This is a genomic window from Halogranum roseipondis (assembly GCF_059695585.1).
This window is the reverse complement of record NZ_CM185235.1, coordinates 1621446-1638136: the sequence shown is the minus strand read 5'-3', so window position 1 is coordinate 1638136 and position 16691 is coordinate 1621446. Positions and strand designations below refer to the sequence as shown.

The 16691-nt window shown below is 66.4% G+C and carries 16 protein-coding genes; 3 read left to right on the top strand and 13 right to left on the bottom strand.

From position 1 onward, the window contains the following. Nucleotides 1–13: 13 nt before the first annotated feature. On the bottom strand, nucleotides 14–1162 hold the full coding sequence (locus EOHIBHHM_RS08810; RefSeq protein ID WP_497256589.1) for a multicopper oxidase domain-containing protein: 1149 nt from the start codon (nucleotides 1160–1162) through the stop codon (nucleotides 14–16). Nucleotides 1163–1485: 323 nt separating this feature from the next. Here EOHIBHHM_RS08810 and EOHIBHHM_RS08805 point away from each other — a divergent pair, with 323 nt between their 5' ends. Continuing rightward, entirely contained in the window at nucleotides 1486–2301 is an 816-nt protein-coding gene (locus EOHIBHHM_RS08805) for a hypothetical protein (protein WP_497256587.1), read from the top strand. Nucleotides 2302–2369: 68 nt separating this feature from the next. On the opposite strand, the gene EOHIBHHM_RS08800 is transcribed toward EOHIBHHM_RS08805, so the two are convergent. From EOHIBHHM_RS08800 to EOHIBHHM_RS08785, 4 genes are all read right to left on the bottom strand, one after another. Further along, nucleotides 2370–2702, bottom strand: coding sequence for a hypothetical protein (locus tag EOHIBHHM_RS08800; protein WP_497256585.1), 333 nt, complete (start codon nucleotides 2700–2702; stop codon nucleotides 2370–2372). 329 nt (nucleotides 2703–3031) lie between these two features. Next, on the bottom strand, nucleotides 3032–3394 hold the full coding sequence (locus tag EOHIBHHM_RS08795; protein ID WP_497256583.1) for a hypothetical protein: 363 nt from the start codon (nucleotides 3392–3394) through the stop codon (nucleotides 3032–3034). Nucleotides 3395–3533: 139 nt separating this feature from the next. Beyond that, nucleotides 3534–4937 carry a GntP family permease gene (locus tag EOHIBHHM_RS08790; RefSeq protein WP_497256959.1) on the bottom strand — a complete coding sequence of 468 codons (1404 nt, stop codon included), beginning with the start codon at nucleotides 4935–4937 and terminating at the stop codon, nucleotides 3534–3536. 238 nt (nucleotides 4938–5175) lie between these two features. After that, complete coding sequence (locus tag EOHIBHHM_RS08785) at nucleotides 5176–6519, bottom strand: cytochrome P450 (RefSeq protein WP_497256581.1); 1344 nt, start codon at nucleotides 6517–6519, stop codon at nucleotides 5176–5178. A 155-nt stretch (nucleotides 6520–6674) separates the two neighbouring features. Between EOHIBHHM_RS08785 and EOHIBHHM_RS08780 the strand changes: the two genes are divergently transcribed. Next, complete coding sequence (locus tag EOHIBHHM_RS08780) at nucleotides 6675–7358, top strand: helix-turn-helix domain-containing protein (RefSeq protein WP_497256579.1); 684 nt, start codon at nucleotides 6675–6677, stop codon at nucleotides 7356–7358. A 335-nt stretch (nucleotides 7359–7693) separates the two neighbouring features. Then, the gene (locus tag EOHIBHHM_RS08775) at nucleotides 7694–8818 is read left to right on the top strand and encodes an MFS transporter (RefSeq protein WP_497256957.1); all 1125 of its coding nucleotides are present in this window, start codon (nucleotides 7694–7696) and stop codon (nucleotides 8816–8818) included. Nucleotides 8819–8898: 80 nt separating this feature from the next. On the opposite strand, the gene EOHIBHHM_RS08770 is transcribed toward EOHIBHHM_RS08775, so the two are convergent. From EOHIBHHM_RS08770 to EOHIBHHM_RS08735, 8 genes are all read right to left on the bottom strand, one after another. Beyond that, nucleotides 8899–9399: a 3-isopropylmalate dehydratase small subunit gene (locus tag EOHIBHHM_RS08770; RefSeq protein WP_497256577.1), complete on the bottom strand. Its 501-nt coding sequence runs from the start codon at nucleotides 9397–9399 to the stop codon at nucleotides 8899–8901. Beyond that, nucleotides 9396–10709: a 3-isopropylmalate dehydratase large subunit gene (locus tag EOHIBHHM_RS08765; protein WP_497256575.1), complete on the bottom strand. Its 1314-nt coding sequence runs from the start codon at nucleotides 10707–10709 to the stop codon at nucleotides 9396–9398. The genes EOHIBHHM_RS08770 and EOHIBHHM_RS08765 overlap by 4 nt, the downstream gene beginning before the upstream one ends. Beyond that, entirely contained in the window at nucleotides 10706–11689 is a 984-nt protein-coding gene (locus EOHIBHHM_RS08760; RefSeq protein ID WP_497256573.1) for a hydroxymethylglutaryl-CoA lyase, read from the bottom strand. Before EOHIBHHM_RS08760 ends, EOHIBHHM_RS08765 begins: the two co-directional genes overlap by 4 nt. Next, nucleotides 11686–12891, bottom strand: coding sequence for a CaiB/BaiF CoA transferase family protein (locus EOHIBHHM_RS08755; RefSeq protein WP_497256571.1), 1206 nt, complete (start codon nucleotides 12889–12891; stop codon nucleotides 11686–11688). The genes EOHIBHHM_RS08760 and EOHIBHHM_RS08755 overlap by 4 nt, the downstream gene beginning before the upstream one ends. A gap of 95 nt (nucleotides 12892–12986) precedes the next feature. Then, the gene (locus EOHIBHHM_RS08750; protein WP_497256569.1) at nucleotides 12987–14399 is read right to left on the bottom strand and encodes a dihydroorotase; all 1413 of its coding nucleotides are present in this window, start codon (nucleotides 14397–14399) and stop codon (nucleotides 12987–12989) included. Then, entirely contained in the window at nucleotides 14396–15055 is a 660-nt protein-coding gene (locus tag EOHIBHHM_RS08745) for an isochorismatase family protein (RefSeq protein WP_497256567.1), read from the bottom strand. Before EOHIBHHM_RS08745 ends, EOHIBHHM_RS08750 begins: the two co-directional genes overlap by 4 nt. A gap of 115 nt (nucleotides 15056–15170) precedes the next feature. Then, the gene (locus EOHIBHHM_RS08740; protein WP_497256565.1) at nucleotides 15171–16178 is read right to left on the bottom strand and encodes an LLM class flavin-dependent oxidoreductase; all 1008 of its coding nucleotides are present in this window, start codon (nucleotides 16176–16178) and stop codon (nucleotides 15171–15173) included. Then, nucleotides 16175–16540, bottom strand: a complete 366-nt coding sequence (locus EOHIBHHM_RS08735) for a nuclear transport factor 2 family protein (RefSeq protein ID WP_497256563.1) — start codon at nucleotides 16538–16540, stop codon at nucleotides 16175–16177. Before EOHIBHHM_RS08735 ends, EOHIBHHM_RS08740 begins: the two co-directional genes overlap by 4 nt. Nucleotides 16541–16691: the final 151 nt, after the last annotated feature.

The following is a 16691-nucleotide window of genomic DNA, read 5'->3' as shown; positions in this document are numbered from 1 at the left end:
TCCTCGTGGTCGGTTAGCCCTCGTAGCCGGCGTACTGCATCAGCTGGTCGAAGATGTCGGTGTTCATCGCCTCCTTGTAGACGACACCCGAGAGCATCCCGCCGGGGTAGGAGTTCCCGTTCATCACGTGGCTGACCTTGTGACAGTGCATGAGGTAGATGCCGGGTTGGGCGTCGGCGGTGAACTCGATGGTGTGACGCTCTGCGGGGGCGACGTTGGTCACGTCCATCTCGTGGCGGGCCGCCTCGGGGATCACCCCGCCGTCCTTCTCCACGCGCTGGAAGCGGTGGTTGTGGATGTGCATCGGGTGGCTCATGTAGCCGCCGTTGACGTAGTGGACGCGGACGGTATCCCCCTGTTCGACGACGATGGGCGATCCGTCTTCGGGGTGGAGCGTCCGTGGCGCGGACTTCCCGTTGACGGTGAAGACGTCGGGGTCGCGACTCCGTGGGCTGTAGGAGGCGTCCTCACCGGCCATCATGCGGTTGAGCCGGGAGTCCCACTCCTTGACCGTCATGAAGTACTCCTTGTCGGCCTCCTCGTACCCCTTCGGGTCGACGCGGAAGATGCCGTACATCCCCATGTCGATGTGACGGTGCGTCTGGAAGTGACAGTGATAGAAGTGCGTCCCCGGGACGTTCGCCGGGACGGTGTAGGTGTGTTTCTCACCGGGTTCGACCGTGATCCCCGTCGTGGTGGGAACCCCGTCGTCCTTCCACGCCTTCTGGACGCCGTGGAAGTGGACGGTGTGCGGCCGTCTCCCGTCGGTGTTGTCGAGCGTCACCTCCATGTCGTCGCCCTCGGTGGTGCGGATGATCGGACCGGGGACGCTCGGGTCGTGGTTGTCGGCCTGAAACGCCCAGACACGAGGGAGTTTCACGGGACCGCCCATCGACTCCAGCGGGTGCGCCTCGTGAACTGCGGGTTGGGTCTTCAGCGTCAGTTTCCCGCCCTGCTCGTCAACGTCGACGACCTCGGGTGGACTGGTCGTCGGGAACGACGACTGCTGCATGCTGGCGACGGCCGACTGTCCGGCCTTCGGGTTCGTCTGACTGGTCGGTGCTTGACAGCCGGCGAGCGTCGTCACGCCCACACTGCCGGTCGCTGCGAGGAACTCGCGTCGTGAGATACCCGTTCCGGGTGCGCCGATGCGGTCACTCATAGTACAGTTGACCCTTCAGAAGCCACCCAAAAAGGTGGGGAAGCCAGTTCCAACGACGTGAGAATCGACTCCCGAACGCCGGAACGTTAATTATCTCGAACTCCAAGTTCTGTGACGCACGTCGTCGTCCGGAGAGCGAGCGACGGCCGAACGGCCGTTAGTTCGATGTCGGTGGGAGCACTCGGTCTACACACTGTCTTGAGCCACCACCGACGCCGAGAGAGACGTCCGAACGTTCTCGCCGCTACCGACGACTCAGCACCCCGCTCAGCCGGTGCGCTCCGGCACCGCGCCGTACTCACCTCCGTCGCTCACAACCGACAATGGTAGACGACAGTTCACCGACATCGTCGCGACGTGACCGAACGACACGCCGAAGACTCCTCACCGGACTGGGAGCCGCGATCACCGCCGGACTCGCAGGATGCGTCGGCGGTGGCGAGACGACCCGCTCGACCGAGCAGGTCTCTGGCCGCCTCTCGCGGCGGTACGCGGTCGACGTCGACGGCGGGAGAGCGGCGTTCCAGGTCGACATCCCCAAGTCGGCGTACGCCGCCGCCCGCGACCGCGACCGGTCGTTCGCCCGCGCGGTCGACGCCGCCCGCGACAACGACGCACTCGAACGGGTGGGGCGACAGATCGCCGACGAGTACGCGAGCGACGCCGACCGACTCCTGGCCGCGCAGGCGGTCGTCGCCGACATCGAGTACGCGACGGACCGTGCGACGACCGGTCAGCGGGAGTACATCCGGTATCCGGCCGAGACGATCGCCGAGAACACGGGCGACTGTGAGGACCTCGCGCTCGTGCTCGCCGGGGTGCTGTCGAGCGACGCGCTCGGCTTCCGCACCGGGTTCGTGATCCCGGAAGGACACTGCGCGGTACTCGTCGACCACGAAGACGTCCCCGAGTCGCTTCTCGTCTCCGACCCCCTGACGGTGACCGTCGGGGACAGAGAGTACGTCTACCTCGAATCCGTCGAAGATCGCTCCCCCGGGTCGTGGGCCCGCGACTACGGGGAACGACCGCTGCTCGTCGCCTACCGCGATCGCTGGTATCCGCTCGACGCCGGCGCGCTCGTCGACCACTCGCTCGAGACCGTCGCCGGTGGCGCCGGATCCACCTCTCAGTTCTTTTGAGAGTCTCCCGAGCGTCTCGGCGACGCGGAGACCGGATGCTCCGACGGTGTCGTCACCGCCTCTGCCACTCACCGTAGTTCGGCGTGCTCCGTCGACCGATCGCGGTTCTGCTGTGGCTCGTCGTCCGTCCGTTCGTCGTCTCCCCGCTCGCCGGTCAACTCCTTTCGGACGATGTATCTCGTGAGACGGTACAGGACGTAGCTGAAGACGCCGAACGCCACCAGTTCGATCAGGTAGAGTTCGGCCGCCTCGACGAGCGTCACCTGTTCGAGCACGACGCTCCGGGTCGCCGACAGGACGGCGTAGGCGACGAAGAGCGTCAGCGCCGGCATCGTGACGAGGAGCACGCCGACGGCGAGCAGCCACAGTCTGTCGACGTCGGGACCGGTGTCGGTCGTCATCTCATCCCTCCCGGCGGGTCGGCTGTCTCGACGGGAACCGGAGGGGGGCCCGCCGTCGACTGTCGCTCTCGGTGGGACTCCATACTCAGCCTTGCAGACGATAGCGTATAAATCGTTCTCTCAGATGACGGTACGACAAATATGACAGAGTATATTGTCGAATCGAGATGATCGGTGCGTCGCCGGTCGTCGAACGCGACCGTCGACTTGGAAAAGTCGTCGCGCACAGTCGACAGTGCGGGGGCTTTCGAGGTGTGCCCGATTCCAAAGACGGTGGTCTCGGTTCTACGGGAGACCACGAAAAATACCGAGTGAGAAAACGAGTATTACTAACTACTCTGGTCGTCAGAGTCCGAGTCGCCGACGTTGATCTTCAGACTCTCGCCGCTCTCTTGGCTCTGCTCTTGCTGTTCGCTGCCGAACAGTCGCTGTCGGAGGTTGCCGGCGAGCGACTCGACTTGATTGCGCACCGTGGCGACCTCCTCCTCGAACTCCTCGACCGAGCGTTCGACGTAGTAGACTCGCTGCAGCGGGATGCGGCGGACGATGTCCTGGCCGTCCTGTTCGTCGGTCTTGAGGATCCAGTGGTCCTGGAAGTACGCGATGTGTTCGTTGTCGACCTGCTTCTCGACGGTCTCCCCGTCGGGATCTTCGTAGACGATCGTCGCCTGGCCGAGTTCTTCGTCCGTCATAGCGACACCGTCGCCCGCGAGGTAGGTATGTGCTGTGGCCGTGTGGAGTGCGAGCAGTTGCAACAGTCGAGTCGGGCGAGAGCCGCGTCGGTCACGAACGGGCGCAGAAGGAGTGAAGGAGTTCGGATCGAGCGTGTTCCTACAGCGGGAACAGCGTCGAGAGCACGAGCACCGACACGAGGCCGGTGACCGAGATGATCGTCGTCACGACGGTCCACGTCTGGAGCGTCTCGGCCTGCGTGAGGCCGCCGATCTCCTTGACGAGCCAGAACCCCGAGTCGGGGTACCACGAGCAGATGTTGCCGCCCGCGCCGATCGCCATCACGAGGTACGCCGTGTGGACGTCCAGCTGGCCGGTCAGCGGGGCCATGATGCCGGCGGCGGTGAGCATCGCGGCCGTCGCCGACCCCTGTGCGATGCGGACGATGGCGGCGATGAGCCACGCCGTGACGAGCAGACCGATGCCGATGCCCTCGAGGCCGTTGGCGAGGTACGACCCGATCCCCGAGGCGGCCAGCAGCGCGCCGAACGCGCCACCCATCGCGGTGATGGCGGCGATGTTGCCACCGCTCTTCAGCGCCTCGGTGAGTTCACTCTCCCACTCGGAGCGTGCGAGGTCGGTCCACCGGAGGTAGATGAGCGCCGCGGCGATGGCCGCGACGGTCAGCGCGACGTTCTTGTCGCCGAGGAACGCGACGGCGGGTTCGAGGGTCGCGAGTGCGCCCGAGAGAGCAGGGAGCGCCTGCTGCAGCGGGCCGATGGCCGTCGACGCCCCGACCAGGACGACGGCGATGAGGATGGGCGCGATCGACTCCAGCACGCCGGGGAGTGCACTCGAGTCGCGCTCGGCGCGCTCTTCGAGCTCCTCGGTCGTCGTCCCCATCGTGTCCCGCAGCGGGATGTCGATGCGGTTGTTGATCCAGCGGCCGTAGACGAGTCCGCCCATCGTCGCCGAGGGAAGTGCGACGGCTGCGCCGACGAGCATCGTCGTGCCGAGGTCGGCACCGATCTCGCTGGCGACGGCCAGCGGGCCGGGCGTCGGCGGGACGAACACGTGCGTCGTCGCCGCACCCGCGCCGACGACGACGATGTAGAGCGCGTAGTTGTCGCCGATCCGGGCGCGCATCGACCGCGCCAGCGGTGCCAGGAGGTAGAAGACGCTGTCGAAGAACACCGGGATCGCGAGGACGGTCGAACTCCCCCACAGCGCCACGTCGGAGTTCTCCCGCCCGAGGAGCGACTGGAACGCGCGGACGACGCGCTGGGCCGCCCCGCTCTCGAGCATCGACTTGCCGATGATGGCGGCCATCAGGATCGGGATCCCGATGCCGGCCATCCCGTTGCCGAACGCGGTCGCCGTCTCGGTCGCCGCCTGACTGAACGCGAAGTCGGGGACGAACACGGCGTTGACGAGGCCCACAGAGAACGCCGCAACCGTCAACCCGACGAACGCCGGGAGGTCCCAGATGACGAGTAACAGTACCACCAACGCAAGTCCGACCGCGAACGTCACGAGCGGACTGTGTGCAAATTCGATTGCCATGTGTGCCGCGTTCGCATTTCTGTACTCCATTGAAAATAATTTCTAACGACAATGGGTAACATAAACGTTCGAGATATAGACTAAACGATTGTCGTATTATTTCAGCAACCATTACTGGACCGGTGGTCGGCGTTCCCGTCGACGATGGGACAGTCGGGAGCGGCGACCGGCAGTGCGTGCGGAGAGGGAGAAGGGAGTCGGCAGAACAGCTGGAGCGACGACCGGCGCCGGTGTCCAGTCAGCGACGGTGAACGGTCGTCAGCACCTCGTCTTTCGGCCGGGCGGTCACGGCCGCCGAGAGGTTCAGCTCCGTGTCCGGCGTGAGTTCGAGGTGGAACCGCTGGTAGATCGTCGCCAACAGGAGGCGCGCTTCGAGCATGGCGAAGCGGTCGCCGATACAGCGCCGCGGTCCCGCCGCGAAGGGGAAGTACGCCAGTTTCGGCAGCGACTTCTCGAACTCCGGGGTCCAGCGGGTGGGTTCGAACGCCAGCGGGTCGTCGTACCACCGCGAGTCGCGGTGGACGACCCACTGGTGCATCCGGATCGTCGCGCCCGGCGGGATCTCGTAGCCGCCGACGACGTCCGGTTTGACCGGTTCGCGGACGATGCCGGGGACGGGCGGGTAGAGACGCATCGACTCCTTGACCACCTGTTCGGTGTAGGTCAGTTCCGAGAGATCGGCCATCGTCGGCGTCTCGCCGTCGAGCACCTCGTCGAGTTCGGCGACGAGTCGTCGCTCGGCCTCGGGGTGACGGGCGAGCGCGTAGGCCGTGAACGTCAGCGAGAGGGCGGTCGTCTCGTGGCCGGCCAGCAGCAGCGTCACCACCTCGTCGCGGATCTGCTCCGTCGAGAGGCCTTCGCCCGTCTCGTCGGTCACGTTCAACAGCATCGAGATCACGTCGCGCTCGCCGGGGTCGTCGCGACGGTGCTCGATCATCTCGTAGACGACGTCGTCGAGTCGCTCGCGGGCGCGGCCGATCTGCCGCCGCGAGGGCGTGGGAACTCCCTCCGGCAGGACGTAGTTCGAGAGGTTGTCGGACGCCTGCATGAACTCTTCCAGCGCGAGCGCCACGTCGTCGACGTACCCTTCGATGTCGACGCCGAACAGTGCCCGAGCGACGATGTGGAGCGTCACCTCCATCATGTCCTCGTGGAACGGGCGCGTCTCGCCGTCGGCCCACGTCGACAGCAGGTCCTCGACACAGTCGGTCATCATCCCGGCGTACTCCTGGATGCGCTCCGGGCCGAACGCGGGTTGGATGAGGTGGCGGTTGCGACGCCAGATCGCCCCCTCGCTGTTCAGGATGCCGTTACCGGTGATGGGGGAGAGCGTCCGCTGGAACGCCTCACCCTTGATGTAGTTCTGGTTGTTCTGGACGAGGACGTGCTCGATGTGTTCGGGGTGATTCAACTGGTAGACCGGTCCGTCGATCTCGGTCCACCCGACGATGTCGCCGTACTCTCGGGCGTTCTGCGTCATGAACTCGAAGGGGCGACGCACGAACGCGAGATAGTTGCCGACGACCGGGAGACCGTCCGGGCCGGGTGGCATCTCCGCTGCGGTGGGCGTGTCGCTACTCATCGATGCTCGGTTCGGCCCCGACTTCCCTCTACCTGTTTGCGAGCATCCTAGGTGTATTCAAGTAGCATCGGCGACGACGTTCGGGACGGACCGGCCGCGAGACAGCGACGACGGGGAGGTCTGACTGTCGGCCGGTCGAACACGGGAGACTACCGATGCGCTACGCGACAGTGACACTCCGCTGGACCGACGGACAGCTCCACCCGGTCGACGACGTCTTCGCGCGGGAAGACGCGATCGCGGTCGAGGCGATCCACTACGTGAGTCCGGGTCCCGAGGGACAGTACGTCGAACTGCTCGAACTGCGCGGCGACCTCGAGCGAGCGGCGACGGTGCTCGAGGACGCGCCGGACGTGCTCACCTTCGACATCACGGGGTCGGAGGGCCGCGGCGTCGCGTACGTCCAGTGTCGGACCGCCGGACTGGTGAGCGACCTGCTCGCGACGCTCCACGACCACGAGATCGTCGTCGACTGGCCCGTCCACTACCGAGAGGACGCCACGGCGCGCGGTCTCCGACTGACGGTGCTCGGAACCGACCGAGCGATCCAACAGGCGGTGGCCGACCTCCCGCCGACGCTCGATCTCACCCTCGACCGGATCGGCGAGTACGAACCGGACACGGGACGGCTCTCGGGGCTCCTCACCGACCGCCAACTCGAGGTGCTCGACGTCGCGGTCCGGGCGGGCTACTACGAGATCCCCCGCCGGACGACCCACCGCGAACTCGCGGCGGAACTCGATCTCGCGACCGGGACGGTCAGCGAACATCTCCAACGGATCGAGTCGAAACTGGTTTCGGCGCATCTCGGTGGTCGAACGCCGACTCCACACGACTGAGATACAGAAATAGTTGGATAGCCATTCGACCATTCGTACTAGTGTGCGCTTGTTGATATAGAAAACGAGATAGTTCCTTCGGCTATTTTATTTTCGACGGTTAAAATCGCACATATCCACTATATATACTTTAATTCGCCTAATTTACTATAGAATTAACACTCAATACAAATGGGAAACGCGTTTTTTATTTACTGCTGTTCAAATAGATCTATCGATCAGTCAGGAGAGTTCTCGTCCACAATCGAAATTCACTGGTACCACCCCTGCGTACGGTGACTGTGACCAGAGCGTCGGCGGCGAGTGAGCGACTGTTCGCTGGCTATCCCGGGCGGATGTTGGCGACCCTCTCGCTGTCGTGGGGGGTGCTCCAACTGGGACGGAACCTCCTGTCGCCGTTGCTGCCGACGATCATCGCGGATCTCGGCATCACGGACGCGACCGCCGGCGTCACGCTGGCGGTGTTTCAGGGCGTCTACGCGCTCACGCAGTACCCCGGCGGTGAGTTCTCCGACCGCTGGACGCGCACGACGCTCATCGTCCCCGGTCTCGTGGTTCTCGTACTGGGGTTCGCGACGTTCGGCCTCGTGGGCGGTCTGGCGGGGTTCCTCGTCGCCGCCGCCGTCACCGGTCTCGGGAAGGGGTTGTTCGCCATCCCCTCGCGCGCGCTCCTCTCGGATCTCTACGTGGAGCGCCGCGGCCGCGCGCTGGGGTTGTACGCCGCCGGCACCGACTTCGGCGGGTTGCTCGCGTCGGGAGTCGCGATCCTCACGCTCACCTACGCGACGTGGCGCACGCCGTTCGTCCCGGTGGCGCTCGTCCTCGCCGGGCTGGCCGTCCTCTTCGCCCACTGGTCGACGGAGGGGTACGCGGTCGGTACGCCGTCGCTCAACGTGAGCGGGACCGTCGGCCGCCTCGTCGCCACCCCCGCCCAGCGGCGGACGCTCGTCGCCTTCGCGCTGTTCTACTTCATGGTCGGCGGGTTCGTCAACTTCTTCCCGACGTTCCTCATCGAGACCAAGGGGTTCTCACACCGCCTCGCCAGCGCGGCGTTCGCCATCGTCTTCGCCGTCGGCATCGCGGTCAAGCCGGTCGCAGGCGGTGTGAGCGACCGGTTCGGCCGTGAGTCGATCGCCGTCGGCGGGCTCCTCGTCGCGGCCGTCGCCCTCGGCGTCCTCGCCGTCGCCGACGCCCGACTTCTCGTCTACGGCAGCATCCTCGTCCTCGCGTTGGGCTACAAGATGGAGTTCCCGCTGGCCGATACGATCGTCCTCGACAACGCCCCCGACGGCGACATGGGCGCGGATCTCGGCGCAGCACGCGCTCTCTTCCTCGGGGCGAACGCACTGGGACCGGCGTACGTCGGCATCGTCGCCACCTACGCCGACTACGTCGTCGCGTTCGCCGGCCTCGCGGCCTGTCTTCTCGTCGCCGCCGGATTGCTCTTCTGGGAGCGATGAGTCCGTTCGGCGTCGAAAACGGAGAGCGACCGGTCGGCGAGAAGTGGGTGCCTCTGTGCTGTCGCTGCCCGCGACGACCGCTACTCCTGCAGTTTCGCCTTCGTGTAGGCTTTCAGCCCGCCGCGTTCGACGAGCGTCTGGAGGAACTCGGGGAGCGCCTCCGCGTCGTACCGTTCGCCCGTCGTGTGGTTGTAGACGACGCCCGCGTCGATGTCCATGCTCACCTCGTCGCCGTCGTCGATGGCGTCCGCGCCCGGACAGATGAGCACCGGGAGCCCGAGGTTGATGGCGTTCCGGAAGAAGATCCGCGCGAACGACTGAGCGACGACGCCCGAGACGCCCGCGCCGACCAGCGAGAGCGGCGAGTGCTCCCGCGAGGAACCGCTGCCGAAGTTCTCGCCGGCGACGACGAAATCACCCCTCTCGACGCTGCCCGCGAACGCCGGTCGGAGATCCTCGAAGGCGTGCGTCGCCAGTTCGTCGGGGTCCGAGGAGACGATGAACCGCGACGGGGTGATCTGGTCGGTGTCGACGTCGTCGCCGAACACCCACGCCCGTCCGGGGTCGCTGGGGTCGCTCACGACAGCACCTCCGCGAACACCGTGTCGTCGTAGCGGTCGGTCCGAACCCGACGCGGGTCGGTGATCTCGCCGTACAGCGCGCTCGCGCCGACCGTCGCCGGACTCGCGAGGTACACCCGCGACTGCATCGACCCCTCGCGGCCGGGGAAGTTGCGGTTCGCCGTCGCGAGACAGACGTCATCGTCGCCGAGCACGCCCTGGTGGTAGCCCGCACACGGGCCACAGCCTGCACTCTGGATGACCGCCCCGGCGTCGGTGAGCGTCTGGAACACGCCCGTCCCGAGCATGTGCTGGTAGACGGACTTCGAGGCCGGGACGACGACCATCCGGACGTTCGGCGCGAGTTCCTCGCCGGCGAGGATGTCGGCGACGAGTTTGATGTCCTCGTACCGTCCGTTGGTGCAGGTGCCCACGAACAGTTGGTCGATCTCGGTCCCCTCGACCTCGTCGACGTCGACGGCGTTCTCGGGGTTCGACGGCTTCGACACCTGCGGGGCGAGCTCTTCGGCGCGGTAGGTGTGGACCGCGTCGTACGCGGCGTCGTCGTCCGACCGGAGGCTCCCGTCGAGGTCGACGTCGGCTCCGGTCTGCCGCTCGAGGTAGTCGGCGGTCCGGTCGTCGGGGGCGACGAACCCCGCCTTCCCGCCCATCTCGATGGCCATGTTCGACAGGACGAGTCGCTCGTGGATCGGCAGCGACTCGACGGTGTTCCCAGCGTACTCGGCGGCTTTGTACGTACAGCCGTCGAAGCCGACGTCACCGATGAACCGGAGGATGAGGTCCTTCGCGTAGACGCCGTCTTGGAGGTCGCCGTCGACTTCGAACCGCAGCGTCTCGGGGACGCGGAACCACAGCTCGCCCGTCGCGAGCGCCGTCCCGAGGTCGGTCGACCCGACGCCGGTGCCGAACGCCCCGATGCCGCCGTACGTCGTCGAGTGGGAGTCCGCACCGATGACGAGGTCGCCCGGACGGACGAACCCCTCCTCCACGAGGACGGCGTGACAGATGCCGTCGCCGACGTCGAACTGGTGTGCGCCGTGTTCGGCGGCGAACTCCCGGACCGCGTTGTGGTTGTTCGCCGCCTGTACCCCGTCGGCGGGGGCGTGGTGGTCGATCGTGAAGACGGTTCTGTCGGGCGCGAACAGCGTTGCGTCCTCGCCCGTGACCTCGTCGAACGTCTGGAACGCGAGCGGTCCCGTGATGTCGTGGGCCATGGCGACGTCGATCTCCGCTTCGACGTAGTCGCCGGCGCGGGCGTCGGTGCCGGACTTCTCCGACAGCAGCTTCTCGGCCAGCGTCTTGCCGCTCATGCGCGCTCGCCTCCGCTCGCGTCACTCGCGTCGCCGTCTGCGGCGACCGTCTCCAACACGCGCTCGACGGTGCCGCCCATGAGGACGTGGCTCGTCGCGCCGAGACCCAACTGCTCAGACACGTCGTGAGCGGCGGCTTCGATCCGCTCGAAGTCGACGCCGTGGTCGACGCCCATCCGAGTGAGCATCTGGACGAGGTCCTCCGTCGGCGTGTTGCCGACGCCCGACATCCCGCCGGGGAGGACGACGCCGCCGCCGAGTCCACAGACGGAGGCGTCGAAGCGGTCGACGCCGACGGCCATCGCGGCCAGCGTGTTCGCGAGGCTCATCCCGTTCGTGTCGTGGAGATGCAGTCCCATGTCGAGGTCCGGATGTGCCTCGAAGGCGGCACTGAATCGTTGCGAGATCTCGACGGGGTTCGCCAGCCCCATCGTCGTCGCCAGCGTCACCTCGTCGACGCCGGAGTCGACGACGCTGTCGACGACGGCGAGCGTCTCCGCCGGGTCGATACGACCCTCGTAGGGGCAGTAGAAGCTCGTCCCCATCCCCGCCTCGACCTCGATGCCGTGGTCGTGCGCGAGGTCGACGACGTCGTCCATCTCCGCGAGTACCTCCTCGCGCGTGCGGTTCTGGTTCTTCTCGGTGTACGTCTCGCTCACCGTCACGAGCGCGTTCACCTTGTCCACTTCGGCTTCGACGGCGCGCTCCATCCCGACGAGGTTCGGGACGAGCGCCCGGTACGTGACGTCGTCGCGACGTTCGATCTTCTGAGCCACTTCGTCCGCGTCCCGCAGCGTCGGCACCGCCTTCGGATGTGTGAACGACGAGATCTCGATCTCGTCGACGCCCGTCGCCGAGAGCCGGTCGACGATCTCGACCTTCTCCTCGGTCGGGACGAACTCGTCGAGTCGCTGGAATCCGTCGCGGGGGAGCATCTCGACCACGTGGACCCGCTCCGGGAGGTCGTCGAGCAGGCTCATATCGCTCCCTCCGACTCGAGGTCGTCGAGCAGTTCGTCGTCGTAGCCGAGTCGCTCGCGGAAGACTTCGTCGTTGTGCTCGCCGAGCGACGGACCGAGATGGTCGACCCGTCCGGGCGTCTCCGAGAACTTCGGGAAGACGTTCTGTACCGTCGCCTCGCCGAGCTCCTCGTCGTCGACGGAGATGAACGCGTCGCGGGCGGCGTAGTGCTCGTCGTTGAGGATGTCCTCGACGTTGTACACCGGCGCGATGGTGGCGTCTGCTTCTTCGAACGCGGCGAGCACCTCCTCGCGCGTGTGCTCGTCCATCCACTCCTGGATGATGGCGTCGAGCTCCTCGACGTGCTCTAGTCGCTTCTCGTTCGTCTCGAACCGCGGGTCGTCTTTCAGCTCCGGGCGGTCGATGGCGTCGAAGGTGCGCATCGCGAGCGGTTGGGCGCTCGCGGAGATGGCGACCCAGCGGTCGTCGCCCGTCCGGTAGACGTTCCGCGGGGCCGAGGACGTCGAGCGGTTGCCCGACCGCGACTCGATCTCGCCGAGCTGGTCGTATCTGAGCGGCTGGGGACCGAGTAGGCCGAAGATGGGTTCGATGAGACTCGTGTCGATGTACTGGCCGCCGCCGCCGTTGACGTCGCGGTGATAGAGCGCGAACATCACCGCGAACGTCGAGAACAGCGCCGCGACGTTGTCGGCGAGACCCGTCGGTGGTAGCAGCGGCGGCGAGTCGGGAAAGCCGTTGAGGTAGGCGAAGCCGGACATCGCCTCGGCGAGCGTGCCGAAGCCGGGACGCTGAGAGTACGGGCCGTCCTGTCCGAAGCCGGACATCCGGAGCATCACGAGGTCGGGGTTGACGTCGGAGAGATGGTCCCAGCCGAGGCCCCAGCGTTCGAGCGTGCCCGGCCGGAAGTTCTCGACGAGGAGGTCGGCCTCGCTCACGAGATCCTCGAACACGGCCCCCCCGGAGTCGGTCGAGATGTCGAGCGTGATCGACTGTTTGTTCCGGGAGAGATACTTGTGCCAGAGGCCGACGCCCTCTTTCTGCGGGCCGAAGTTTCGGATGTGGTCGCCGAACTCCGGATGCTCGATCTTGATCACTGTCGCCCCGAAGTCGGCGAGGAACCGCCCGACCGTCGGGCCGGAGATCATCGATCCCGCTTCGAGGACGACGATACCTGCGAGTGGTCCGTCGTTGTCGTCTGTCATGTGTGTTGTCTTGGTGTCGTCTGCGTGTTCGTGTGTGCTGCGTGTTCGTGTGGTTGTGTCTCCGCCTGTTCGGCCGTCGCTTTCGGTCGGGATAGTCAGACGGGGCGGTCGACGTGCGTCCCGTGACCTCTCGTCCCGACGACGTCGCCGTCGTCGTACGCGAGTCGTCCTTTCACGACCGTCTGCGTGGGCCACCCGGTGACCTCCCGACCCTCGTACGGCGAGTACCCCGAGACGCTGTGTAAGCGTTCCGGCGTCACCGTCTCCGTCTTCTCGAGGTCGACGACGACGAGGTCGGCGTCGCTTCCGACTCTGACGGTCCCCTTCTTCGGGTAGAGGTTGAACGCCTTCGCGGCGTTGGTGCTCGTCACCTCGACGGCGCGTTCCAGCGAGAGCCGGCCCTCGTTGACCCCCTCCGAGAGGACCAGCGGGAGCATCACCGGCGTCGACGGGAAGCCGAGCAGGCTGTCGCGAATCCCCTCGCCGAACTTGTTCTCCGCGAGATTCGCGCAGTGGTCGGTGCCGACCGTCGAGATGGTGCCGTCGGCGAGACGCTCCCAGAGCGTCTCTTGGTCCGCCTTCGAGCGGACCGGCGGGTTGACCTTCATCCGCTCGTCGCACTCCTCGGTGGTGAGCGTCAGATAGTGGATGCAGGTCTCGCCCCACGTTCGGTAGCCGGCGTCGTGGAGCGCGGCGAGTTCGTCGGCAGTTTGGCCGGCGGAGATGTGGACGGCATAGAACCGGTCGTCGTAGCCGTGGACCTTTGCCAGCGACGCGCCAGCGACCATGCTCTGGGTCTCGGCGTAGCCGGGGAACTCCTCGACCATCACCTCGTAGCCCTCGTCTTCGTCGATTTCGTCGCCTGCATCGTCGGATTCGGAGGTAACGTAGACGTTGCCACCGGCGAGCGAGTTAGTGATCTCGACGTTCTCGGAGTGGTAGCCGAGCGTCGTCGGCACGTCCTGCTCGGCGAGTGTCCGGACGAACGCGTCGCCGAAGTCGTCGTGCATGTCGCAGTCGACGCCGAACTTCTCGCGGGCGGCGTTCTTGTAGTTCACGTACCACTTGAACGACGTGATGCCGAACTCCTCGACGACGGTGGGGATCTCCTCGACGTGCTCCATCGAGAGGAGTCCGAGCGAGAAGAAGTAGTCGTGGTAGTAGTTGGGTTCGGCCTGCGCGAAGTAGTCCGGCATGATGTCGGTGTACGCCCCGGCGCGACGGAAGTAGTTCCCGATCGTGGTGACGCCGCCGACGAGGTCGGACTTCGACTCCGACTCGGCGTCCGCCTCCAGGCCGCGATAGATCCCGTGGTGGGTGTGGGGGTCGATCGCGCCCGGGAGGACGTGTCTGCCCGCCGCGTCGATCTCGGTCTCGCCCGAGAGCGTCCCCGGTGCGGCGATCGCAGCGATCGTCTCGCCGTCGGCGGCGACGTCGGCTTCGAACGTCCCGTGCTCGGGCGTGACGACCGTCCCGCCGGAGACGACGAGGTCGTAGTCGCGACTCATAGCGTCTCGACCCACTCCGTCACTTCCTCGGTTTCGAGCACCTCGGCGTACTTCATCCACAGGTCCAGCAGGCCGACCTTGTGGGAGGCTTCGATGCGGTCGAAGATGCACTCCTGCGGTAACACTACGCTGAACCCGTTCTGTTTCGCGTCGACAGCAGTGGCACGAACACAGCCGCTCGTCGAGTTGCCGACGACGATCACCGAGTCGTGGCCGCCGCGGACGAGCCGCGAGAGCAGGTCAGTCCCGTAGAACGCCGACGCGTACGACTTGTCGACGACGGCGTCGCCCTCTTCGGGCGCGACGGCGTCGACGATGTCGAGGTCGGGGTGGTCCGGGTCGTCGTAACTCGACGGGACGACGCGGGTGTACGTCACCGGCAGTTCCTGCTCGCGCGCGAACTCGAGGAACGGTTCGATGTACTCGATGGCGTCCCACGCGATCTCGCCCATCGCGGTGCGATGCTCCTCGATGGCCTCGAGGATCGGGACGTCGTCGCCGACGATGAGCCGCTGCATGTCGATGACGAGCACCATCGGGTTCTCGCCCATGCCGCGTGACTCCCACGACGACGCGCCCTCCTTGTCGTAACCAGCCTTCGTGATGACCTGCCGGTCCCGTTCGGACAGCAGGTCCTCCCAAATACGCTCTGTCATACAGGTTTCGTTTGTGGTGCGGTGCCAACCAGCATAAAAGTACGGCTCTCCCGTCGGTCGTTCGTGTTGCGGTGAGAACATCTTCGCACCCCGCGGTGCGAACGTCTCCGACGCCCTACGGCGCGAACACCGCGAGCGTCCGCTCGACCCACTCGCGGTCGACGCCCGACGGCGCGCGAACGACGGGGAGGTCGACGCCCATCGCCCGGAGTTCGTCTAGTCGGCCACGAACCTCGTCGGGCGTGCCGACGAGTGCGACGAGATCGAGGAACTCGTCGGAGAGTTCGTCGACGGCGGCGTCCGTCGTCGGTGCCGCCCGTACTGCCTCGACCTCTCCTCCGAGTCCGGCGTGTTGGGCGGCTCGCCCGTAGTAACCCGGTACGTCGCGCAGGTAGTAGGCGACGTGGCGGGCGGCCTGCTCGCGCGCGACGACCGCGTCCTCGTGGACCGAGGTGAGGACGTACATCGCCACGTCGACGTCGTCGACGTCGCGGCCCGCGCGCTCGGCGCCGGTCTCGAGCCACTCCGTCGCCTCCTCGAACTGCGGGCGCGGATAGAGGTTCGGGAGCCAACCGTCGGCGACCTGTCCGGTGAGCCGGACGTTTCCGGGACCGAGCGCGCCGTTGTAGATCGGGATCTCGTCCCGGACCGGCTCGAAAGCGTCCCAGAAACTCGTCCGCTCGGGGCTGTAGAACTCCCCGTCGAAGCGCTCGGCCTCGCCGCGGAGATACCGACGGACGAGTTCGACGTACTCGTGCATGCGCGCGAGCGGGCGCTCGAACGGCGCGCCGTGGAACGTCTCGACGACGCCCGGGTGTGCGACGCCGAGACCGAGGATCGCCCGTCCCTCGGAGTGGTCGTCGAGCGTCGCCGCCGCGGCCGCGAGCGCCGCAGGAGTTCTGGAGAAGACGTTGACGATACCCGTCGCGAGGCCGATCTCCTCGGTGTGGACCGCCCAGCGTTCGAGTTTGCCGAACGCGGTCTTCCCCTGCCCCTCCGCCGCCCACGCCGACTCGTACCCCAACTCCTCGGCGCGGACGACGAGCGACGGGTCGTCTCTGAGCGCGAAGAGCACGGCAGTACGGTCGGACGACGCGTCGTTCCGCCGAGGTCGGGCGGTCATACGACCCCGTCGACCGCGAGGTCGTTCCAGACGTCGAGCCGACGGATCTTCCCGTCTTCGACCTCGTAGACGTCGACGTAGCGGACGTCGCGGAACTCGTCGCCGTCGTTGTCGACGCCGTACAGCGTGCCGATACTCACGACGGTCTCGCCCGACTCGATCCAGCGGTCGAACTCCTTGCCGGCCCACTCGTAGCGCGGTTCGAGAAACTCGAGGAACTCCGTCGCGGCGGTCGGTCCCCGGAACGTCGCACCCGGCAGCGTGACGATCGCGTCGTCGTGGAACAGTTCGGCGACAGTGTCGCGTCGGTCGTCACCCATGCGGTCGAAGAACTCCTCGACGACTGCTCGTGGCGAGTCCATACGACAGACGTGTGCCGAGACACCATAGCTCTCACTCTCCGAGGGGTCGGTGGTCGGAGTTACTTCGGCGAGCGGAACCACCCCGATGGCGGTCGCAGTTCCTCCCGACGACGACCGCGAACGGTAGCTTTACGAGAGAGAGTCCCTAGCA